This window comes from Thermohalobacter berrensis, from assembly GCF_003609645.1.
GTDB classification, from domain to species: domain Bacteria; phylum Bacillota; class Clostridia; order Tissierellales; family Thermohalobacteraceae; genus Thermohalobacter; species Thermohalobacter berrensis.
In genome coordinates this window covers 1-22159 of record NZ_MCIB01000018.1, presented here as the reverse complement: position 1 = coordinate 22159, position 22159 = coordinate 1, and the positions used below count along the sequence as shown (strand labels likewise).

The 22159-nt window shown below is 34.3% G+C and carries 19 protein-coding genes; all 19 read right to left on the bottom strand.

The genetic code is table 11. The annotated features are described in order from the left end of the window. Positions 1 to 345 precede the first annotated feature (345 nt). The gene (locus tag BET03_RS08600) at positions 346 to 2004 is read right to left on the bottom strand and encodes an L-lactate permease (protein ID WP_120169368.1); all 1659 of its coding nucleotides are present in this window, start codon (positions 2002 to 2004) and stop codon (positions 346 to 348) included. A 132-nt stretch (positions 2005 to 2136) separates the two neighbouring features. Further along, positions 2137 to 3531, bottom strand: coding sequence for an FAD-binding oxidoreductase (locus BET03_RS08595; protein ID WP_120169366.1), 1395 nt, complete (start codon positions 3529 to 3531; stop codon positions 2137 to 2139). 12 nt (positions 3532 to 3543) lie between these two features. Next, the gene (locus BET03_RS08590) at positions 3544 to 4779 is read right to left on the bottom strand and encodes an electron transfer flavoprotein subunit alpha/FixB family protein (RefSeq protein WP_120169364.1); all 1236 of its coding nucleotides are present in this window, start codon (positions 4777 to 4779) and stop codon (positions 3544 to 3546) included. Positions 4780 to 4789: 10 nt separating this feature from the next. Next, on the bottom strand, positions 4790 to 5578 hold the full coding sequence (locus BET03_RS08585; RefSeq protein ID WP_120169362.1) for an electron transfer flavoprotein subunit beta/FixA family protein: 789 nt from the start codon (positions 5576 to 5578) through the stop codon (positions 4790 to 4792). Positions 5579 to 5600: 22 nt separating this feature from the next. After that, a complete protein-coding gene (gene larA, locus BET03_RS08580; RefSeq protein ID WP_120169360.1) occupies positions 5601 to 6875 on the bottom strand; it encodes a nickel-dependent lactate racemase in 1275 nt (424 codons plus the stop codon). 434 nt (positions 6876 to 7309) lie between these two features. Further along, the gene (locus BET03_RS08575; protein WP_120169358.1) at positions 7310 to 8005 is read right to left on the bottom strand and encodes a FadR/GntR family transcriptional regulator; all 696 of its coding nucleotides are present in this window, start codon (positions 8003 to 8005) and stop codon (positions 7310 to 7312) included. A 365-nt stretch (positions 8006 to 8370) separates the two neighbouring features. After that, complete coding sequence (spoIID, locus tag BET03_RS08570; protein WP_120169356.1) at positions 8371 to 9363, bottom strand: stage II sporulation protein D; 993 nt, start codon at positions 9361 to 9363, stop codon at positions 8371 to 8373. Positions 9364 to 9585: 222 nt separating this feature from the next. Further along, positions 9586 to 10839, bottom strand: coding sequence for a UDP-N-acetylglucosamine 1-carboxyvinyltransferase (gene murA / locus BET03_RS08565; RefSeq protein ID WP_120169354.1), 1254 nt, complete (start codon positions 10837 to 10839; stop codon positions 9586 to 9588). 1203 nt (positions 10840 to 12042) lie between these two features. Then, on the bottom strand, positions 12043 to 12858 hold the full coding sequence (locus BET03_RS08560; protein WP_120169352.1) for a YwmB family TATA-box binding protein: 816 nt from the start codon (positions 12856 to 12858) through the stop codon (positions 12043 to 12045). Positions 12859 to 13749: 891 nt separating this feature from the next. Then, complete coding sequence (locus tag BET03_RS08555) at positions 13750 to 14160, bottom strand: F0F1 ATP synthase subunit epsilon (protein WP_120169350.1); 411 nt, start codon at positions 14158 to 14160, stop codon at positions 13750 to 13752. Positions 14161 to 14210: 50 nt separating this feature from the next. After that, positions 14211 to 15623 (bottom strand): F0F1 ATP synthase subunit beta, encoded by a 1413-nt coding sequence (gene atpD / locus BET03_RS08550; RefSeq protein ID WP_120169348.1) that lies wholly within the window; start codon positions 15621 to 15623, stop codon positions 14211 to 14213. 138 nt (positions 15624 to 15761) lie between these two features. Continuing rightward, positions 15762 to 16622, bottom strand: a complete 861-nt coding sequence (gene atpG / locus BET03_RS08545) for an ATP synthase F1 subunit gamma (RefSeq protein WP_120169346.1) — start codon at positions 16620 to 16622, stop codon at positions 15762 to 15764. Between the two features lie 35 nt (positions 16623 to 16657). Then, positions 16658 to 18184 (bottom strand): F0F1 ATP synthase subunit alpha, encoded by a 1527-nt coding sequence (gene atpA, locus BET03_RS08540; RefSeq protein ID WP_120169344.1) that lies wholly within the window; start codon positions 18182 to 18184, stop codon positions 16658 to 16660. Further along, on the bottom strand, positions 18184 to 18747 hold the full coding sequence (locus tag BET03_RS08535) for a F0F1 ATP synthase subunit delta (RefSeq protein WP_120169342.1): 564 nt from the start codon (positions 18745 to 18747) through the stop codon (positions 18184 to 18186). Before BET03_RS08535 ends, atpA begins: the two co-directional genes overlap by 1 nt. After that, complete coding sequence (locus BET03_RS08530; RefSeq protein ID WP_120169340.1) at positions 18735 to 19244, bottom strand: F0F1 ATP synthase subunit B; 510 nt, start codon at positions 19242 to 19244, stop codon at positions 18735 to 18737. Before BET03_RS08530 ends, BET03_RS08535 begins: the two co-directional genes overlap by 13 nt. 117 nt (positions 19245 to 19361) lie before the next feature. Then, a complete protein-coding gene (gene atpE, locus BET03_RS08525; protein ID WP_120169338.1) occupies positions 19362 to 19628 on the bottom strand; it encodes an ATP synthase F0 subunit C in 267 nt (88 codons plus the stop codon). Between the two features lie 123 nt (positions 19629 to 19751). Then, positions 19752 to 20438, bottom strand: coding sequence for a F0F1 ATP synthase subunit A (gene atpB, locus BET03_RS08520; RefSeq protein ID WP_243096899.1), 687 nt, complete (start codon positions 20436 to 20438; stop codon positions 19752 to 19754). 165 nt (positions 20439 to 20603) lie between these two features. Further along, the gene (locus tag BET03_RS08515; protein ID WP_120169336.1) at positions 20604 to 20981 is read right to left on the bottom strand and encodes an ATP synthase subunit I; all 378 of its coding nucleotides are present in this window, start codon (positions 20979 to 20981) and stop codon (positions 20604 to 20606) included. A 4-nt stretch (positions 20982 to 20985) separates the two neighbouring features. Then, entirely contained in the window at positions 20986 to 21210 is a 225-nt protein-coding gene (locus BET03_RS08510; protein ID WP_120169334.1) for an AtpZ/AtpI family protein, read from the bottom strand. Between the last annotated feature and the right edge of the window lie 949 nt (positions 21211 to 22159).

Below are 22159 nucleotides of genomic sequence, written 5' to 3'. Positions count from 1 at the left end.
AAAAAATCGAGGGACGTGGGCGTCCCTCGATTTTTAATTTCTTTTAATTGTAAATTGCTTTTTAAATGCAGTTTTTGGTGGTTAGTGGGTAGTGGTTGGTTTTTAGTAATGCTAAGAAGATTATTGATTAGAAAAACATCGTACTAAATTCTTTCTATTTAATAGTTTATTATTTTTTATTTTTTATCTTTTACATTGTCCTAACCACTAACCCCCTGCCATTCATAACTATTATTTTTTTTAATTCAACATTCACAATTTAAAATTTAACATTATGAAACACTAAGAACTTTGTGTTTCATTAATTGTCCATTGTCAATTGTAAATTGTCCATTGTCAATTGTACTAATTAAGTGGAAATGGGTTAAAGCCTGAATAAATCAGTAGTGCTATGAATCCTGCTGCAATTGCAGTATATATAACTGTAGGTATAAAGTTTCTTCTTATAAGCTTTCCTTCTACCCCTATTGCACCTACTGTTGCACAGGCAGCTACAACATTATTAACACAAATCATATTACCGATTGACCCACCTATTACTTGTAATGCCACAACTAGTACAACTGGCATCTGAAGTATTGATGCTGTTTCAAACTGTAGTGATGAAAATAGAATGTTAGATACTGTATTAGAACCTGACATAAATGCTCCAAGTATACCTATAAAAGGTGATAAGAATGGAAATGCCCCACCAGAAATACTTGCTGCACTTTTAGCCATTTCAGTAAGCATGCTATCTAATCCTGCACTGTTTATTCCTGAATTAAGCATTAACTGCACCATTGCTACGCCGGCGAATAATGCTATTGCAGCACCAGATATTTGCTTAAAGGTATTTGTCCAAGCTTCTTTAACTTGTTCCTTATCCATCTTATGCATAAAGTGGGTTATTAAGGCTACTAATATAAATGGAATAGTTCCTGGTAAGTAAGCCCATTTAAAGCTATAGTTTAAGTTTTCAATTCCCATAACATTTGCTACCTCAATAGCCTGTGATGAAAGTAGTCCCTTAAGTCCTAGGGAAGGAATACGAGTTAAAACTAGGGTAGCTGCAATTAATATATATGGTGTCCATGCCTTTACTAGTGACATTTTTGCTTCTCCGATATTTCCTAAATTAACAGATGATTTCCAATCAGATTCCCATTCAGATTTATTAGGGAAATCCCAATTTTCCTTAGGCATTAAAAATCCTTTCTTAGCTGCAAATATAACTATTGCAAGACCAATAAATGCCCCAACTAATGACGGTAATTCAGGACCAAATATTGTTGCTATTAGTACATATGGTACAACAAAAGCCAATCCTGCAAATATAGCAAAAGGAGCAACCTTAAGGCCAGGTTTTATTGATCTTTCTTTACCGAAGAATTTAGTCATCATACATATTCCTAATAAAGGAACAAATACCCCTGCTATACCGTGTGTAACAGCTGTCCATGTAGTTAAGCTAAGCTTAAATGCTTCGGCATTTGCACCTGTAGCTTGAAGATTACCTGCTATGGTACTCATTGTTCCAAATATAGGAGTTCCAACGGCTCCGAAAGCAACAGGTGTACTATCATAAATTAGTGCAACCATTGCTACTGCTAAAGGAGGAAATCCCAATCCAACTAATAGAGGTCCTGCCAATGCAGCAGGTGTACCAAAGCCTGCAGCTCCTTCAACAAATGCTCCAAACATCCATCCAATAATAATTGCCTGTATTCTTCTATCCTGTGTAATTCCACTGAATCCATTATTTATTGTTGTCATGGCTCCAGATTGTTTTAAAGTATTAAGTATAAGTATAGCACCAAATATAATTACAAGTACATCAATTGCCTTTAATGCTCCATATACAGAGTAGGATAATACATGGTGGAAATTCATTTTCCAAACAGTTAAAGCTATGATAGAGGCCAATAGCCATGCTAAAGGTAGGGCTTTTTTAGCAGACCAGTTAAAGCCTACCATTAAAACAATCGTTACTAAAATAGGTAAAAAAGCGATAAAAGCAAACATTTATAAACCTCCTTGAAATTTTTAGAATTTTCTGTATATTTTAGTCATATACATATTATTGCTTGTCCAACATTCTAAGCTATAGGTATCTGCTAAAGAGCCATAGTTAGTATGACCCTTTAGCAAATTAATCTAACAAACTTTGCCAGGATTTAATATGTTTTTAGGGTCAAAGGATAATTTAATATTTTTAATTAGATCCATGCCTTTACTTCCCATTGACTCTTGCAAATATGGTCTTTTAGCATACCCTATACCATGTTCCCCCGATACTTTACCACCAAGCTCACGGGCCTTTGTATACATTTCATCAAATACATCATTAAGCTTTTTCTTCCAAACATCCTCTGGTAAATCATCCCTTAGAACATATATGTGTAAGTTTCCATCTCCTGCATGACCAAAACTTCTAATTCTTATGTCAAACTTATCTTGAAGGTCATCTGTATATTTGACAAATTCAGCTACTCTATTCCTTGGAACAACAACATCACACTCATCCATCTCTGATGTGGATGCCTTTATTGCTTCTAAGAATGCTCCCCTTGCCGACCATATGGATTCTTGCCTTTCTTGAGTATTTGAAATTAGTACATCAATAGCTCCAGAATCTAAACAGATATGAGCAACCTTTTCATAGGTATTTTCAATTTCTTCTTTACTGTTTCCGTCAAATGTTAGTAGTAAATAAGCATCTGCAGAACTATCTGGGAATTTTTTACCTAGGAATTCTTCTGAGGCTAGAATAACGTCCCTTACCATATATTCAATAGCTGTAGGAATAGCTTTAGATTTGATGATTTTAGGAACTGTTTCTATTGCCATTTCTAGATTTGGAAATGGAATAAGTAAGCTTATGGCCTTCTTAGGAAGAGGTAATAACCTAAGTGTTGCCTTAGTAACAATACCAAGGGTACCTTCAGATCCTACAAATAGGTCCTTAAGACTATAGCCTGAACTATTTTTAACTACCTTTCCTCCTACCTCAATTACCTCACCATTTGGTAGTACTACCTCAAGGCCCCTTATATAGTCTCTAGTTACACCATATTTAACCGCTCTCATTCCCCCTGCATTAGTGTTTATATTTCCTCCAATAGTTGCACTCTTTTCTCCTGGGTCTGGTGGATAGAATAAATCATGGTCTTCTACATATTTTGCTATTTCCATCAATAAAACTCCGGGTTCTACCGTTAATGTTAAGTTTTCTTCATCTAACTCTAAAATCCTGTTCATTGTACTTAAATTTATCATTATTCCACCATATAGTGGAACAGCACCTCCTACTAAACCTGTACCTTGTCCCCTTGGAGTAACTGGGATATTATTTTCATAAGCATATTTCATTATTTTAGAAACCTCTTCTGTACTCTTAACCTCAACTAATACATCAGGATATTTTTTTATACCTGCTAATTCGTCATGACTAAAGTCTTCATTTATTTCATCTCCAGTAAATACTCTATCTTCACCACATACTGAAATTAGAAAATCTATATCATTTTTATCAATCTTTTTATAATTCATAATAGCACCCCCCTATTTTGCACCTGCAACTATCTTTTTATTATCCATTAATTGGTTAACACTTAATTCTCCATTTTTGATTTTTTCTATTAATTTAGGAACAACTTCGTAAATATCACCAACAACTGCATAATGTGCAACATTAAATATAGGTGCATTTTCATCCTTATTTATTGCTATAATACAGTCTGAATTATTCATTCCAGCAACAAACTGTACAGCTCCAGATACACCACATGTTATTATAAGCTTTGGCTTAACAGTCCTACCACTTAATCCTATCTGCTTCCTTGGGTCTACCCATCCAGCTTCAATAAGTGGTCTTGTTCCAGCTGTCTGTGCACCTAGTAAGTCAGCCAATTCATTAATCATATTTAAATCCTCTTCCTTCTTAACTGCCCTACCTGCAACTACTATTACCTCAGCATCTTCAAGGCTTTCTACCTTTTCCTTTTTCTTTACATCCAGTACTTTTATTTTTGAATCTAATTTTTCTTCTTCTATATCACAAAGAGTAACCTTTCCACTTGGCTTTTCACTTCTTTCAGGAGCAGAAAATATTTTATATCTTACAGTTGCAAACTGTGGTCTATGATTAGGTGTATGGATATGTGCCATGATATTTCCGCCAAATGCTGGTCTTATCTGGTCTAGGTCAGTATTTTCCTGAACATCTAGTATAGTACAGTCAGCAGTTAGACCTGTTCTAAATCTAGCTGCTACCCTAGGTGCAAGGGATCTACCTAAAGTAGTTCCTCCAACTAGCACAATTGTTGGGTTTATATTCTTAATAAAATCTTCAAATACTGCAGTATAGGGCTCTATTCTGAAATCCTCAAGCTCTTCATAGTCATATACAAATACTTCATCAACACCATAGTGTAAAATTTCATGGGCTTTACTTTTTATGTTATGTCCAGCAAAAAGGCAGTAAACTGGTTGCTTTATCTTAGCAGCAAGCTCTTTAGCCTTTCCAATAAGCTCAAATGTTACAGGATGAATATCTCCTTCAACATGGTCTACGTAGACAGCTATACCCTTCCACTTTGATTTATCTACTGTCTTTACCTCTTCCTCTATATATTCAAAGACTCCTTCTGGCCCTTTCTTTACACATATCATACACATCTTACATGCTGCATTTATCTCAAGGTTACCATCATTGTATTCTATAGCCGAAAAAGGACAAAGACTAGTGAGTTCTTCAGGGTTAGTAACCTTATCTTGATGGACTATAATCTTAGCCATAATATCCCTCCTAAATAAACTTTAATTCTTTTAATTTACCGAACACTTTATCTGCCAATTCATCTGATGAGCCTTTCCACATAACGTGAGTTGTATCTATTTCTGGTGGGAATATCCTTTTAACCTGTGTAGGAGAACCGTTTAAACCATAATTTTTTTCATTTTTATCCTCTAAATCATCTAAACTGTATTCAACAATCTCCTTATCCTTAGTAGCCAGTTTCCTTTTAAAAGATGGTAGCCTAGGTTGATATATATCTTTATCTACTGTTATAAGACATGGATACTGTACTTCTGCTATTTCTACAGTATCTGGCATATCCATTTCCACTACTATTGACTTTTTCTTTATCTCAATTATCCTCTTTACATTTGCCACATGGGGTATATTTAAGAATTCTGCAATTTCTGGACCTACTTGAGCTGTATCTCCATCTGTTGTCATCTTTCCACATATAATTAGGTCTGGATTTCCAGCTTTTTTAATACCTTGGGAAAGGGTATATGCAGTAGCTAGACAATCGGCACCAGCAAACCTTCTATCAGTTAAAAGTACTCCTTCATCTGCCCCCATCATAAAGGCTTCCCTTATAACTTCCTTGGCTTGAGGTGGACCCATACTTATAACCCCAACCTTTGCACCTTTACTCTCCTTCATCCTTAAAGCCGTTTCAATAGCAAATAGATCATATGGATTAGTCTTAGAGTCAATACCATCCCTTTTTAATACTCCAGTTTTTTCATCAACTTCAACCTCTGTAGTTCCTGGAACTTGTTTTATACAAACTAAAATTTCCATATATAACCCCCCTTAACTAAAACTAATTAACTATCACAGAAACACCATCAGGTATAACAGCAACCTTTGCACCTTTGCCCTTTATTTCAAAGGCCTTTTCTAAGGCTTCTTCAAAGGTATATGCATGTTCCATGTGCATAGCCCGAATTTTTTCTGGATCATACATATCAGTAACTAAGATGACTGTAAATTTGTCTAATATTCTCGCTAGTATTTGGAATTCCCATTGGTCTGGTATAGTTTTATCCCTAGATATTTTATGAACCTTATGAAGAACTTCCCTAGGACTGCTTGCATTTGCTAAGTTGTCATAGAATGATTGTCCCCCATGTCCGTCATTACATGCAGAAATCATTATAATAACTCCGCCTTCTTTACATGTAGCTTCAGCAGCTGTCATGCCTTTAACTGCTTGATATACATTTTGATCTAATGGATACCCCCCATTTGTTGAAACAACTATATCTGCATCTACCTTGTCTACCTTTGATATATCCAATAAAAAGTTACATCCCTCTAAATGGGCTTCCTCACAATCCCCTGCAAAGGCGTTTATTATTTTCTTTTTACTATTGATTACTACATTTAGGATAAAGGCTAAATTAGCCTTCTTAGCTGCATATAGCATATCTTCATGTATAGGATTTCTATCAAGAATTCCTGTTCTTGCATGTTTGCTAGCTATGAACTCTGAACAGTGGTTAGCAAGGACAGTTTTAGCCCCGGCAATTCCCGGTAATACACTTTTTCTTCCTCCAGAAAATCCAGCAAAGAAATGAGGTTCTATAAAGCCTTCTGCTATTAGTAACTCAGTTTCTTCTACCAATTTATTTAGCCATAATTCTCCACCAGATGGTAATATACCAAGCTTTACTAAGCTTTCATCATCTCTAGAATCGTGAATTATTATATTTTCATTTTCAACAATCTCTTCACCAAATTTATTAATTAGTTCTTCCCTTGTTGATGCCCTATGAAAACCTGTAGCAATAAGTATTTTTATATCTATATCTGGATTTACCTTTCGTATTCTTTCAAGTAGTATAGGCATGGTAATTTTACTTGGTACTGGTCTAGTATGGTCACTTGTTATAATAACTATGTCTTTTTTATCCTTTACAAGCTCTTCAAGTTTAGGGCTTCCTATTGGAGTATCTAACGCCCTATTTACAATTTCCTCTTGAGTTAGCTCAGGCTTAAATTCATTAACATTAGACTCTAACACTCCCATTAGATTTTCATCAGGTATTTTAATATCCCAGTGAGTTTTTCCATATGGCACTTTAATATTAGCCATGAAATCCCCCTTTCATTAGTAGTGGTATTATGGTCTTACCAGTTAGGTTTCCCTAAAGTGTCGTTTTATGTTATACCTCCCTGATTTATTTTAGTAATTAGGTAAACCTTTTCATAATAGGTAAAAATAAAAGCTATCCTATTAATTGTTGATTGTCATTAGAATATTTGGTATCTATTCTTGATACTTTTACCAGGGACTATATAATATAGCTTTAACGGAATTGGTATTACCACCTTACCATTATCATATTATAGTTTTCTGAATATTTCAACAGTTGATATTTTTTTCACGTTTCCCTATTATTAATAATTCCTTATTTTTGGGAACATACATTGTCTGTACAATTTTAAATTTCATGCAAAAAATAAAAAATAAGCAGAGTATTGTTTATTTTTTACCAATAATTGGCGTAACAATACCTGCTCAAAGGTCTATTTCTTATTCATCATTTTGTTTGCAAACTCTAGGTGTTCAAGCATAGCCTTAGCAGCATCTTTGGGTTTTTTGTCCTTAAGGGCATTAAATATTTTTCCATGTTGTTCAACTAGTATTTCCCTGTTTTGTGCCCTTTTTAATATTTTTAGTCTAGCATCCTTTATAAAGGCCTCCATTAATGAAGGTATAATATTAAATAGGCCTATTATTAAGTAATTATCTGTTGCTTTGGCAATTGTATAATGAAATTCCTTATCTATCCTTGAGTTTTCCTCTTCATCATCTGTTTCTCTCATTCTGTTTAAAAGGTTTTCTAGCTTTTCTATATCTTTTTTCGTTATCCTTTGGGCTGCTAATGATGCAGTTTCTATTTCTATAATTTTTCTTAGTTCTAATATATCCGATGGTTTACCTTTATTAAGCCTAAAGAAAACTGATAAGGGCTCAAAAAACTTATTTTCTATATTACCAGTAACAAAGTTACCTTCTCCCTGTCGGCTCTCAATAAGACCTATGACCTCTAAAACCCTTAGGGCTTCCCTTACTGAGGTTCTACTTACCTTTAGTTGTTCTGCTAGTTCCCTTTCTGAAGGCAGCCTATCCCCTTTGTTTATGGCACCATTCATTATCATATCCTGTATTTGTTCTATAACATATTCATAAATTTTTTTATTTTTTATTGGTTTAAGCATTTGCCTACTCCCCTATTAGTATTATTAATTATTATTATATAACAAATATTAGCAAAAAGACAGTCTTTAGTGGTGGGTAAAGATTCGAGAGTAGTTACTATGCCTCAGAAGTAATGCTTTGGGGTCCGTTACTTAAACCAATGATGTCCAGCCTTCGTAGTCCGTTACTTAACCCTAGAAGTCAAACCCCATGATGTCCGTTACTTGACCTAAGTAGTAATGCGTTGTGGTCCGTTACTGAAAAACCGGGACGGTTCTGTTTTTCACCAATTTTTACCAATTGCATTCTACATTTTCAATTTGATTAATTTAACATTCACAATTTAAAATTTAACATTATGAAACACTAAGAACTTTGTGTTTCATTAATTCTCCATTCTCAATTGCTCTATCTCCACTCCCGTATAATAATGTTTTAATATTTCTCTATATGTACTTCCCTTTTTAGCCATTCCATTTGCCCCCCATTGACTCATACCTACTCCATGTCCATACCCTACAGTTTCTATCTTTATTTTATCTTCATCTTTTACAATAGTAATGGTAAAGTTAGTTGAATTAAGTCCAAATAACTCCCTTATTTCTCTGCCTGTAACAATTTGGTTATCAATCTGAAGTTTTAGTATTCTTCCACTTTCACTTCTTTCAATTAGCTTTATCCTATGGGGTAAAGTTTCTTTAGTTAGTTTAATATTAGGATATTTTCCTTCAATTTTTCCTATAAATTCATCCATTGCCATTTCAACAGTATCCCTTAGTCTAGGAGCTCCATCTTCATAGGGGCTTTCTACACTTCTTAAATAGGGTAATGCATTGGCAAAAACAGCCTCAGAATCTTCAGTCATCCCACCACTTGTAGAATGATACAATGGTTCTATAGGTTTTCCATTATACGTTATTATTTCTCCCTTTGTATCTTCAACTGCAGCTTCAATTTTGCCCCAATATTTGTCCATCCAATCCTGAGAATGTCTATCCAGTAGTTCTTCCATTGAAAGCCAAGCCTGACAGTGTACATCATTACACAATGGAGCCTGTGGATGGTCTGGGTCCCCATTTGGATATTTTTCCATTTTATATACTGCATAAGTTCTAGCAGCTACAGCTTGGGCCTTTAAAGCCTCTATATGAAATGCTGCTGGCATTTCGGCAGCTACCACACCTTTGATATATTCTTCTAATTTCATTTTTTGAACCTTTCCTGTTTTTGTATTATAAACTTTAACAGTATATTCTTCTTCAACTCTTTCTATCTTTTTTTCATCCTTCATTACTAGATCATATCCCTTTATTAATGCAATGGGTATTATTACAGTTATAAATATAATAAAAGCCAAATATATGGCTAGCTCCTTCACATAACCTCCCCCTCTTGTCCTAAGTTTCACTCTCTAAATCTTATGCAAGGGGAAAGGTATATATTACATTTTCTTAGACAATAAAAAAAGCGAGCTTTACACCGTTTAAAATGTGCCCTATTAGGTTATGTAAATATTTTACATTTGTGAAAAACAGAACCGTCCCCATTTTTCAGTTTTGTAAATTTATGTAAAATAAATATAGAGTTGAATAGGATAATCCTATTCAACTCTATATATTTTCGCTCCAAGGCTTCTAAACTTTTCTTCTATATTAGTATAACCTCTATCTATATGGTAAATATTATTTAGTTCTGTTGAACCTTCAGCTATAAGTCCAGCAAGTATTAATGCTGCACCTGCCCTCAAATCAGTAGCTTTTACAGGGGCGCCCATTAACTTATTAGTCCCTTTTATTACTGCACTTCTTCCTTCTATATTTATATTAGCTCCCATTCTTTTTAATTCGTCTACATGCATGAACCTGTTCTCAAATACTGTTTCTATTATTACACTAGTACCCTCTGCAACACTCATAAGTGACATAAATTGTGCCTGCATATCTGTTGGGAATCCAGGATAAGGAAGGGTCTTTACATCTACAGCCTTTAAAGGGCCATTACTTTTAACTCTAACCTTATCTCCATCTTCTGTTATTTCTACACCTGCTTCCTTAAGCTTTGCGATTACAGGTTTTATGTGATTTGTTAATACATTATCCACATATACATCTCCACCTGTTATTGCAGCTGCTACCATGTAAGTCCCTGCTTCTATTCTATCTGGAATTATAAAGTGGTCTGCTCCCTTTAATTCTTTTACTCCTCTTATTCTTATACTACTTGTACCTGCTCCCTTTACATCTGCTCCCATCTTATTTAAATAGTTAGCTAAGTCTACTATTTCTGGTTCCTGTGCAGGGTTTTCAATTATAGTTTCTCCTTCTGCAAGGGTTGCTGCCATCATAATATTCTCTGTGGCACCTACACTTGGAAAGTCCAGATATATCTTGTTTCCTTTTAACTTATCAACTGTGGCCTCCACAAATCCATGACCTACCTGAATTTCTGCCCCTAATGCTTTAAACCCTTTAAGATGTAAATCTATAGGTCGTGTACCTATAGCACAACCTCCTGGAAGTGATACTCTTGCCTTTCCCATTCTAGCTAAAAGAGGGCCCATTACTAAGAAGGAGGCTCTCATTTTTCTCATTAGACTATATGGGGCTTCGTAGTTATCGATTACTGCTGAATTAATCTCAATTTTTTCTCTATTTATTCTCTTTACATCTGCCCCTAATGCTGTTAGAACTTCACAAATAACATCTACATCCCTAAGATCTGGAATATTTTCTAATACACAGTTCTCCGTGCCCAAAAGGGAAGCCGCAATTATCGGTAAAGCAGAGTTCTTAGCACCACTTATTCTTACAGTTCCCTTAAGAGGAGGACTTTTTTCTACTATTATTTTTGCCACAAGTTTTCCTCCTTTATTGCTGTTATGAAAACATAAACGGTTCTAGAACCGTTCCTTTTTCAGTTTTTCCATTTTTTGACATGGGTTTTATGATTTTTTACAATTATCGTGTTAATTGTATAACATTTTCCTCTATTTGTAAATCAGATTTTGTTACTATATTCCTTTACTCCTAATGGGACTTTTAGAGTCCCTATTGATGTAAAAAGCAGTTACTTAGACCTTAGAAGTATTACTTCGAGGTCTGTTACTTGACCTAGGTAGTGATGCTTTGAGGTCCGTTACTATGCCTTGGGAGAGAGTCTATGATGTCCGTTACTTGGCCTAAGAAGCTATACTTCGACGACCGTTACTATACCTAGGAAGCTATGCTATGGGGTCCGTTACTTAACCTTAGAAGAGAGTCTATGATGTCCGTTACTTGACCTTTGTAGATATCCTCTGTTGTCCGTTACTATACCTAAGTAGTAATGCTTTGTGGTCCGTTACTTGGCCAGGAAGTAATGCTCTGTAGTCCGTTACTAAACCTAAGTAGTAATGCCGTGATGTCAGTTACTTAATCCCAAGATGTCCAGCCTGCGAGGACCGTTACTTTGACCAAAGATGTTCGAGCTTTGTGGTCCGTTACTATGCCTATGAAGTAATGCTCTGGTGTCCGTTAGTTTACTCATGGGTCTAGCCTTTGTTGTCCGTTACTAGACCAAAGATGTTCGAGCTTCGTGGTCTTTTTTAAATTTTCAATTTTACATTTTCAATTTTCAATTGTATTTAAAGGCAGTTCCTAGCTCTTTGCTCTCAGCTCTTAGCAAAGCTAAAAATTTTTTGGCTAGGAACAAGGAGCCAAGAACTAACAACTGTACTTTACTAACTACTAACAAATTTTCAATTTATTCAGTCTTTTTCTCGTGCAACTTGGGGACAGGTCTTAGTTTCACTTATTTTACTCTTTTATTAATGGAACATTAAAATGTGCTCTACGGTTTTTAAGTTGATGGATTACGAATCCATCAACAACATAAAATAAAGCAGTTCTTAGTTCCTAGCTCTCAGCTTCTAGTAAAATAACTAATAATGTCTTTTTTCTAAGAACTGAGAACTAATAACTGTATTTCCTACTAACTACATGCTACTAACTCTTTTAATTCTCAATTCTCAATTGTATTTATTACATTGTAAATTGTTAATTGTTAATTGTCAATTAATTTAGTATCCTATTGTAATTATTGGGTTTGCTAGCCAGATATATGTTTTATCTTCATATTGGTTATATCTTACTGCAAGGTTTATATTCATTTTTTTATTTCCTGTATATATATAATTCTTTAAATATGGTGAATATGCAGATATGCTTATTACTGATGGGTCTGTTAGTCCTTCAACTTTTTTTGCATCTACTGACTGGAGGGCTCTTGTTATTTTTTTATAAATATCCTTTTCTTTTAATTTTCCCTTAAATGTGCCAGTTATGCAAGTGGTAATTTGTGGTTTTGTGTTAAAATTTTTAAATACTTCCTTAACCCTATTTATAACCCTTTCTATTTTACTGGCATTTTTATTTTCTATTACATCTATAACAAGGTCTGTTTCTTCTGCATTTCCATAAACATCTTTATATGAGGATAATATTATTGTTATAGTTCTATCTTCTTTATCCTTTCCTGATATTATTATTTGCCTAAAGTTTTCTCCATTAGTTATATCCATATCATAGAAATCTTCACTAACTATTTTTACATTATTCATATCATTAAAAAAGTTTCCATCCCTTTTTGTACCTAGAATATTTAAATTATCTTTAAGCTTTTCTGCCATTGTTTCTAATTCATCTATTTCAACTAACTTGTCTAAAATTTTACCAGTAAAATTTACATTTGCTTCTAAAAAATTAGCTTCTGTCTTATTAAATACCTTTAATAATAATTTTTCATCCTTCTGTATAGAATCATTTGCCCATACATAATTTATAATAGACAAAATTAATATTAGTCCTATTGAAGTTATTACCTTTAATCTTTTCATTTTATCCCCTCCCAAAGCCTAAAAATTGAGGAAAGGATTAGGTGCAATATGAAAAGGGGGACGAAACACATTACACCGTCATTTACCCTTTCCTCAATATCAAGTATTGACAGAGGATTTTAGTATTATACATTTATTTTTAAGTTTTTATTTTGCATATACTATGCCAAAGATGTCATGGCCTTGGAAGTCCGTTACTTAGACCAAAGATGTTTATGCTTCGTTGTCTGTTACTATACCAAAGAAGAAAGTCTAAGAGGTCCGTTACTATACCCTGAAGTCTAGCCTATGAGGACCGTTACTTGACCAGGTAGTAATTCTAAGACGTCCGTTACTTTGCCAGAGATGTCTAGCCTATGATGTCCGTTACTTGACCTAGAAAGCTATGCTTCGAGGTCCGTTACTTTGCCAAGGACGTCTAGCCTATGATGTCCGTTACTTGACCTAAGATGCCGAAACTTCGTAGTCCGTTACTAAACCTAAGTAGTAATGCGTTGATGTCCGTTACTATGCCTAAGACGTCTAGCCTAAGACGACCGTTACTTTAAATACAGTTTTTGGCGGTTAGTGGGTAGTGGTTGGTTTTTGGTAATGCTATGAAGATTTTTGATTAGAAAAACATCGTACTAAGTTCTTGCTATTAAAAGCAGTTCCTAGCTCTTTGCTCTCAGCTCTTAGCAAAACTAAAAATTTTTGTCTAGGAACTACGAACCAATATCTAACAACTGTACTTTACTAACCACTAACCACCAACCACTAATAACTATTATTTTTATTTAATTCTCAATTGCTTTTTCAATTCAACATTCACAATTTAAAATTTAAAATTATTTTTTTAAAACATTTGTTTTAAAAAAATAAAGGCTGGAGGTTATTTTCCTCCAACCCTATCTAATACCTATGTTTTTCTGCCATATCAATTCTGTTTAGGGCCTTTCTTAGGGCTATGCGGGCCCTTATAATGTCTTTTTCACTTTTACTATATTCTAGCTTTTTTTCTGCTTTTTCCTTAGCTGCCTTTGCTCTATCTACATCTATTTCTTCAGGCCATTCAGCAGCATCTGTAATAATTGTGGTTTTATCTTTACCAACCTCTATATATCCACCTGCTATTGTAGCCTCTTTAAATTCTCCGTTTTGCTTAATTCTTATTCTTCCAATGTCTAGAGGTGTTACAAAAGGAGTATGTCCCTTTAATATACCAATATCTCCTTCCTTTCCTCTAGCTACTACCATTTCTACTTCATCCTCAAAGAATTTTCTATCGGGAGTTACTACTTCTAAAACAAATGTTGATGCCACCACTTCACCTCCCTTATTACACCGTAAGCAACATTTATATTAATATATTTTTACGCTACTCCTTCTTCTCTCATTTTCTTAGCCTTTTCTACTGCTTCATCTATTGTACCTACCATTAGGAATGCCTGTTCTGGCAAGTCATCATGCTTACCTTCAAGGATTTCTTTAAATCCTCTTATAGTTTCCTTTAATGGTACATACTTTCCTGGCATTCCTGTAAACTGCTCAGCTACGTGGAATGGCTGTGACAAGAATCTTTGAATTCTTCTTGCACGTGCAACTACAATCTTGTCTTCTTCTGAAAGCTCATCCATACCAAGTATAGCTATGATATCTTGTAATTCTTTATATCTTTGAAGTACCTCCTGAACTCCACGAGCTACCTTGTAATGTTCTTCACCAATAACCGCTGGGTCTAGTATTCTGGATGTTGAATCTAGTGGGTCAACTGCTGGGTATATACCAAGCTCAGCAATTTGACGTGAAAGAACTGTTGTAGCATCTAAGTGTGCGAATGTTGTTGCTGGAGCTGGGTCTGTTAAGTCGTCTGCAGGTACGTATACAGCCTGTACTGATGTGATTGACCCCTTCTTAGTTGATGTAATTCTCTCTTGTAGCTGGCCCATCTCTGTTGCTAATGTTGGCTGATAACCAACGGCACTTGGCATACGTCCAAGTAGGGCTGAAACCTCTGAACCTGCCTGAGTAAATCTGAATATATTATCTATGAATAGAAGTACGTCCTGACCTTCTTGATCTCTGAAATGCTCTGCCATAGTAAGTCCTGTAAGTCCTACCCTCATTCTTGCTCCAGGTGGCTCGTTCATCTGACCGAATACTAGTGAAGTTTTATCTAAAACTCCTGACTCTTCCATTTCATAGTATAGGTCATTACCTTCTCTTGTTCTCTCTCCAACTCCTGCAAATACTGATAAACCACCGTGCTCTTTAGCAATATTGTTTATAAGCTCCATGATAAGAACTGTCTTACCAACACCTGCACCACCGAATAGTCCTATTTTACCACCTTTTGCGTATGGTGCTATAAGGTCAACGACCTTTATTCCTGTTTCAAAAATCTCTGTTGCAGTTTCTTGCTCTTCAAATGCAGGAGCAGGCTTGTGTATTGGTGATGATTGTTCCGCATTAACTTCTCCTGCCTCATCAATAGGTTCACCAAGTACATTAAACATTCTTCCTAAAGTTGCTCTTCCTACAGGTACAGTAATTGGCTTTCCAGTATCTATAGCCTCTGTTCCCCTTACAAGACCATCTGTTGAATCCATTGCTATACATCTTACTGTATCGTCTCCAACGTGTTGAGCAACCTCTACAACAAGCTTACCATCTTCACGTGGAATTTCTATGGCATTTAAAAGTCTTGGAAGGTTTTCTTCACTAAATCTTATATCTACAACTGGCCCGATTATCTGAACAACTTTACCAACATTTTTATCGGCCATATGTTCACAACTCCTTTCTGTTATCTAGTTAACAGTTTATCTCAACTAGTAAATATATTTTAATAGGGTTATTTCTTAAATATGAAACACGAACCCGGTTCACGTTTCAATTGTCAATTGTAAATTATAAATTGTCAATTATTTAAGCGCTTCTGCTCCTCCAACAATCTCTGAAATTTCTTGTGTTATTGATGCCTGACGAGCTCTATTGTAACTTAGGGTAAGTTTATCTATCATTTCCTCAGCATTATCGGTAGCATTTTCCATAGCTACCCTTCTTGCCGCCTGTTCACTTGCTGAAGCTTCAACTAAAGCACCATATATAGTACTTTCAATATACTTTGGTATAAGATAATCAAGAACTTCTTCAGGTGAAGGCTCATATTCTATAATAGCTGTCTTCTTTTTATCTTCACCATTTCTTAATCCCTCTACAGGAAGAAGCCTCATTACTGTAGGGTCTTGTGAGATTGTACTTTTAAAGTGGGTATATACTAGATTTACTTCATCAACTTTTTCTTCTCTATATAGTTTTATTACTAATTCTCCTATTTTTTGAGCATCTGAAAACTTAGGTTTTTCTGATATATGGGTAAATTCTTCAGCTATTTCATAGCCTCTTCTTTTAAAATAATCCCTTGCTTTAGTACCTACAGGTACCATGATCGTATTATTTATATTTTCTATTTTTTCAGTTGCTAACCTAATAATATTGTTGTTATATCCACCACATAATCCTCTATCTGCAGTTATAACTATAAAGGCTCTCTTCTTTATATCCCTTTCCTCTAAGAAAGGATGCTTTATACCTGATGTTGATGAAAGAATCTCCCTTATACTTCTTACTATTGTATTAAAGTATGGTCTAGTTTTTTCTAATCTTTCCCTAGCCCTTCTCAATTTTGCTGATGAAACCAGTTCCATTGCCTTTGTAATCTGCTTTGTATTGGATACACTGTTAATTCTTCTTTTTATATCTCGCATTCCACCCTTGGGCATCAGTTTCACCTCCTATCCTCTAACATGGACTGTATCTACTGCTCTATATTGTGCTCTCTTTTAAATTTCTCTTTAAATTCTTTAATTCCATTCTTAAGCTTTTCTTCTATTTCTTCTGATAATTGTCCAGTTTCCTTTATAGTACTTCCTACCTCAGGATATTGATTATTCATAAAGTCTAAGAATTCTCTCTCAAAGTCTTTAACCTTTTCTACAGGTATATCTGTTAGATATTTATTAATAACTGTGTATATTATCATGACTTGGTTTTCCACTCTCATTGGTTCATATTGTGGCTGTTTTAATATCTCCATTATTCTTTCACCTTGAGCAAGTCTTGCCTGAGTTTCTTTATCAAGCTCTGAACCAAATTGAGCAAATGCAGCAAGCTCTCTATATTGTGCAAGTTCAAGTCTTAGTGTACCTGCTACCTTCTTCATAGCTTTTATCTGTGCAGAACCACCAACACGTGATACTGACAGACCTGCGTTTATAGCTGGTCTTTGTCCTGCAAAGAAAAGCTCTGATTCTAGGTAAATCTGACCATCTGTTATAGAAATTACGTTTGTTGGTATATATGCTGAAATGTCCCCTGCTAGTGTTTCAATTATTGGAAGTGCAGTTATAGAACCTCCACCATGTTCTTCATTTAGTCTAGCAGAACGCTCTAATAGTCTTGAATGTAGATAGAATACATCTCCTGGATATGCCTCACGCCCTGGTGGACGACGTAGTAATAGTGATAATGCACGGTACGCAACTGCATGTTTTGAAAGGTCATCATATATTATTAAAACGTCTTTTCCTTTTTCCATAAATTCCTCTGCTATAGCACATCCTGCATAAGGAGCTAGGTATTGTAATGGTGCCATTTCACTAGCTGTTGCTGATACTACAATAGAGTAATCCATTGCACCATGTTTGTCTAATGTCTCAACTATCTGAGCAACTGTAGATTTTTTCTGTCCTATTGCAACATATATACATATTACATCTTCTTCTTTTTGGTTTAAGATAGTATCTATAGCAATTGCTGTTTTACCAGTCTGTCTGTCTCCAATTATAAGCTCCCTTTGTCCCCTTCCTATTGGAATCATTGAGTCTATAGCTTTAATACCAGTCTGTAGCGGAACATTAACTGATTTTCTTGTTATTACCCCAGGGGCTTTTCTCTCTACTGGTCTATATTTATCAGTATTAATTGGTCCTTTACCGTCTATAGGCTGTCCTAAAGCATTTACAACTCTACCAATCATTTCATCTCCAACAGGAACCTCAACAATTCTTCCTGTTCTTTTAACAGTATCTCCCTCTCTTATATTTTCATCTGAACCTAGAAGAACGCAACCAACATTATCTTCTTCTAAGTTAAGGGCCATACCATATACTCCACCTGAAAACTCTACAAGCTCACTTGCCATACAATTTTCTAGGCCGTGAACCCTTGCAATACCGTCACCAACAGTTATAACTGTACCAACATCTACTACATCAAGCTTCTTTTCATATTTTTTTATCTGTTCTTTAATAATTGAGCTAATTTCTTCAGGTCTTAGACTCATTAGCTACTCACCCCTATCTTTGTTACTCTTGTATCTTTCAGTTTTTTAGCAATATTGTCTAATTGTCCCTTGATACTTGAATCTATAATCTTATCACCGATTTTAATAAGTACTCCACCTATAACCTTTTTATCTATCTTGTTCTTTAGAACAATATTTTTATTAAGTTTTTCAGATAATCTATTTTGTAGTTTTACTTTCTCTTCTTCAGCCATTGGAACTGCAGTTATTGCAACAGCCTCTACTATATTCTTTTCTTCATTGTATAGTTTTATATACTCTTTTTTAATCTCTGTTATATATCTTTCCCTTCCCTTGTCTATTATGATATATAGTAAATTTAAAATTTCTTGGGATACTCTATCCTTAAATATTGAATCTACTATATCCTTCTTTTCCTTTTTAGATAGTTTAGGATGCTCAAAAACTATCTTAAGTTTTTCTTCAGACTCAAAAACATTTGAAATATCGCTAATCTCTTCTTTAAAATTATCTAACTTATCCATTTCCAAAGCTACTTCAAACAATGCCTCTGCATACCTTTTACTTACTAATTTTGCCATTTAGTCTCCCCTACCTCATCTATAAACTTATTAATAAGTTCTTTATGTTTATTAGAATCTAAGTTTTGGTCTACAACCTTTGAAGCAGCTATCATAGCTATAGAAACAACCTCTTCTTTTAATTCTTCTACAGCTTTCTTTCTCTCTCTTTCAATTTCTACTCTAGCTCTATTTATTATGTCATCAGCTTCCTTTTTAGCCTTAGAAACTATTTCTTCTCTTAATTCTTCTCCTCTTTTTCTTGCTGACTCTATTATTTCTTGTGCTTCATTCTTTGCTTCATCTATTTTAGCTTCATACTGCTCCTTTAAGCTAAATGCCTCTTCTTTTTTCTCCTTAGCCTCATTAAGATCATTGGCTATCTTTTCTCTTCTTTCACTTAAGAACTTAGATACAGGTTCAAATAAGAAGTGTCTAAGTATGAAAAATAGAATAATTGTTGCTATAAGTTGAGCAATTAACGAACTAAGTTCAGGTATAACTCTAACATCAAACATCCATTTTAGCCTCCCTCCATGATGGGAATTATTTATATATAATGGCAATCAAACCATATAGTTGCAAAGGATTACAGAAACAGAGATGGGTAGGTATACCCACCTCTTTTTTAAATATTAAAGTGCACCAAGTAGTGGTCTTACAAATAATAGGATTATAGCGATGATTAATCCATAGATACCAGTTGTCTCTGCAATCGCCTGACCAAGAATCATTGTTCTAATAATATCACCTTGTGCTTCTGGCTGTCTTCCTACAGCTTCAGCACCTTTACCAGCAGCGTATCCCTGTCCTATTCCAGGACCTATACCTGCTATCGCTGCAAGCCCAGCACCTATTGCTGAACATCCAAGAATAAAAGCCTTTGGATCTATTGATGGCATAAAATTCCCCTCCTTTCAAGGTTTAGCTTGTGTTTCTTATTTAAGTAGTATCGGACCAGAAGGGTCCGGATGTAGCAAATTTTATTTAATTGTTAACTGTAAATTGTCCATTGTCAATTATTTTTAATCATCCATTGCCATTGAAATAAATACCATTGTAAGCATTATGAATATAAATGTCTGGATAACTCCTGCAAATACATCAAAGTAAGCATGGAATACTGGTGTTATTACTGGAGCAACAATTATTGATAATTGTGCTAATGCTGTATATAAAAGCCCCATTATGATAACACCACTTAAAATATTACCAAAGAGACGGAATGATAATGATATAGGGTTTGCTAACTCCCCTATTACGTTTAATGGAAACATTGGCCAAAAGGGCTCAAAGAATCCTTTAAAATAACTTCCTGCACCCTTTGATTTGATTCCATAATATTGTGTTAAAACAAATGTAATTAATGCTAATGTAAAAGGAACACTATAATCTGACGTTGGTGGTGTAAATCCCAACAAGCCAAATAAGTTGGCTACAACTAAGTACAATGCTAAAGTTCCTATATATGGAGCGAAGCCTAATTTATCTTTCCCCATTGTACTCTCAACTAATGATTCTACTCCCTCAACTAATAATTCAATAAAGTTTAAAAATCCTGAAGGTTTGTCTTCAACTCTTGCTTTCTTTACTTGTCTATTTACATAGAATGCAAAAATACTAAGTAGTACTACTATAATCCAAGTATTAACAATAGTATCGGGAAGAAATATTTCTCTCCCAAATAGATTTAATATTAACTCTATTCTCAATATTTTCCCTCCCTTCATTTAAAGAATAAAATATTGCCAAATATTTAATTATTTTGCAAATTATAATAACTTCTATAAAAAACTATTCTATAAAAATTAACTAAAACTTTGTTAAATTTTTTTAACATTTCGACTATAATTATATCATAAATTAATCTTATTTACTTATTTTCTTCTTAAAATGTCATAAAATGTGTCTGAAAGTATAACAATTTTTACCATAAAAAGTCCTAAAATAGTAGTATAAAAATTTAAATAGTCTGCTATAGCCGATACAGTTAACACAATACCATATATAATATATCTTGCTATGTAATTGGCTACTACATAAGGCATTACCTTCTGTTTAGGCATTTTTACAGCCTTAGATAGTGTTAAAGACATGAGCCTAAAGTTAAGGATATTTATTAATACCCCAAAAACAAATCCATAAATATATATTGAAGGTTTGTCAAAAACAAAGAAAAATATTCCGACAATTACCAAACTTATGTAGGAAACCCTTTTCACCACTTCTGCTTGGGTATTATTTTCCAGGCTCAAATAATCACTTCCCTTTAGTTTGCCTTTTCGTTAGCTTATATAGATTTAAAAATGAAGTTATTACACCTAATATCGAAAATATTGCCAAAAAGATAACGTTTGTTCCAAGCTTATTGTCCAAAAAATTTCCTAAGAATATACCTGCCACAATCGGCAGCGCCATAGAAATTCCTATCTGGGTTACTAATGCTAAATTCTCTAAAATACTTGATTTATCCTTCTTTCCCATTACATCACTCCAAAATTACATATAAAAATATCTTATTAATATTAAGAAATTTTTATACTCACAAATATATGATAAAACTTTTAGAGATTTTTATCAAGTCCTATAGATTGTGATTTTTTTTACAAACCTCTATTTTTCCAGAAAAAAAGTATTACAAAAATTTTATAGAGCTATATAAAAAGTATGTCACTTTTTAAAATAGTGTGTATTTTTTTGAATATTTTTGATATAATGTTATTTTTTTGAAAGTAATTTTTAGTCCCTAGGAAGCAGGGCTTCGAGGTCTGTTACTTAACCTGAGAAGTAAAGCTTTGATGTCCGTTACTTAGTCTATGAAGTCATAGCCTTCGATGTCCGTTACTTAAACCTAAGAAGAAAGTCTAGGATGTCCGTTACTTAACCTAGGAAGTAGTGCGTTGTGGTCCGTTACTATGCTCACGGGTCTAGCCTTTGTTGTCCGTTACTTTAAAAGCAGTTTTTGGTGATTAGTGGGTAGTGGTTAGGCTTTGGTAATGCTTTGTAGAGCGTTACTATGCCAATGAGGTCTAGCCTTCGATGTCCGTTACTTGACCTAGGTAGTAATTCTAAGACGTCCGTTACTTAACCTAGGAAGTAGTGCGTTGTGGTCCGTTACTTTAAAAGCAGTTTTTGGTGGTTAGTGGTTTGTTGTTAGTTTTTGGTAATGATTTGAAGATTGTACTACTAACTACATGCTACTAACTACTAACTTGTTCTAATTCTCAATTTTACATTTTCAATTTTCAATTGTATTTAAAAGCAGTTCCTAGTGTATTTAAAAGCAGTTCCTAGCTCTTTGCTCTCAGCTCTTAGTAAAAATAGTCTTTTGTATTTGGATTTTAAATACGCTAGTTGAGGGACGTGGGCGTCCCTTAGCAACGATAAACTTTTTTGCTAAGATCTAAGAACTGAGAACTAATAACTGTATTTC

Coding starts and splice junctions, on each gene's coding strand:
- BET03_RS08510 (WP_120169334.1), bottom strand. CDS start 21,210: ATGGGAAAGAAGGATAAATCAAGTATTTTAGAGAATTTAGCATTAGTA.
- larA (WP_120169360.1), bottom strand. CDS start 6,875: ATGGCTAATATTAAAGTGCCATATGGAAAAACTCACTGGGATATTAAA.
- BET03_RS08595 (WP_120169366.1), bottom strand. CDS start 3,531: ATGAATTATAAAAAGATTGATAAAAATGATATAGATTTTCTAATTTCA.
- BET03_RS08585 (WP_120169362.1), bottom strand. CDS start 5,578: ATGGAAATTTTAGTTTGTATAAAACAAGTTCCAGGAACTACAGAGGTT.
- BET03_RS08590 (WP_120169364.1), bottom strand. CDS start 4,779: ATGGCTAAGATTATAGTCCATCAAGATAAGGTTACTAACCCTGAAGAA.
- atpE (WP_120169338.1), bottom strand. CDS start 19,628: ATGCCATCAATAGATCCAAAGGCTTTTATTCTTGGATGTTCAGCAATA.
- atpG (WP_120169346.1), bottom strand. CDS start 16,622: ATGCCCAAGGGTGGAATGCGAGATATAAAAAGAAGAATTAACAGTGTA.
- BET03_RS08600 (WP_120169368.1), bottom strand. CDS start 2,004: ATGTTTGCTTTTATCGCTTTTTTACCTATTTTAGTAACGATTGTTTTA.
- BET03_RS08530 (WP_120169340.1), bottom strand. CDS start 19,244: ATGTTTGATGTTAGAGTTATACCTGAACTTAGTTCGTTAATTGCTCAA.
- BET03_RS08535 (WP_120169342.1), bottom strand. CDS start 18,747: ATGGCAAAATTAGTAAGTAAAAGGTATGCAGAGGCATTGTTTGAAGTA.
- BET03_RS08560 (WP_120169352.1), bottom strand. CDS start 12,858: ATGAAAAGATTAAAGGTAATAACTTCAATAGGACTAATATTAATTTTG.
- atpA (WP_120169344.1), bottom strand. CDS start 18,184: ATGAGTCTAAGACCTGAAGAAATTAGCTCAATTATTAAAGAACAGATA.
- atpD (WP_120169348.1), bottom strand. CDS start 15,623: ATGGCCGATAAAAATGTTGGTAAAGTTGTTCAGATAATCGGGCCAGTT.
- BET03_RS08575 (WP_120169358.1), bottom strand. CDS start 8,005: ATGCTTAAACCAATAAAAAATAAAAAAATTTATGAATATGTTATAGAA.